This window comes from Bacillus sp. AFS088145 (genome assembly GCF_002564465.1).
Classification (GTDB): Bacteria; Bacillota; Bacilli; order Bacillales; family Bacillaceae_G; genus Gottfriedia.
Genome location: NZ_NUUX01000011.1, coordinates 1 through 386, shown reverse-complemented (window position 1 = coordinate 386; position 386 = coordinate 1). Strand labels below are relative to the sequence as shown.

General features: G+C 33.2%; 1 protein-coding gene. It reads left to right on the top strand.

Annotated elements, in window-relative coordinates:
* Positions 1-34 precede the first annotated feature (34 nt).
* Positions 35-235 (top strand): cold-shock protein, encoded by a 201-nt coding sequence (locus COI44_RS08170; protein WP_097974042.1) that lies wholly within the window; start codon positions 35-37, stop codon positions 233-235.
* Positions 236-386: the final 151 nt, after the last annotated feature.

Sequence of the window (386 nt, the reverse complement as noted above, 5' to 3'; positions counted from 1 at the left end):
AATGTGTGTAAGCCACACGAGGAGGCAACAAAAAATGGAACAAGGTAAAGTAAAATGGTTTAATGCAGAAAAAGGATTTGGATTCATCGAGCGAGAAAATGGTGATGATGTATTCGTTCACTTCTCAGCAATTCAAACTGACGGATTCAAATCGTTAGATGAAGGCCAAGCAGTTACATTTGAAGTAGAAAAAGGTCAACGTGGCCCTCAAGCAACAAATGTTAAAAAAGCATAATTGACTTAAAAAAGTCGGATTCTATTTAGTAGAATCCGACTTTATTTATGTCTTTTAAAATAAAAAACCCCTATTCGAAAAAGAATAAGGGTAAAATCTAAAGTGGATCTGGTAAAGAAAATGGTTTAATGTATTATATCCCAAATAAAAT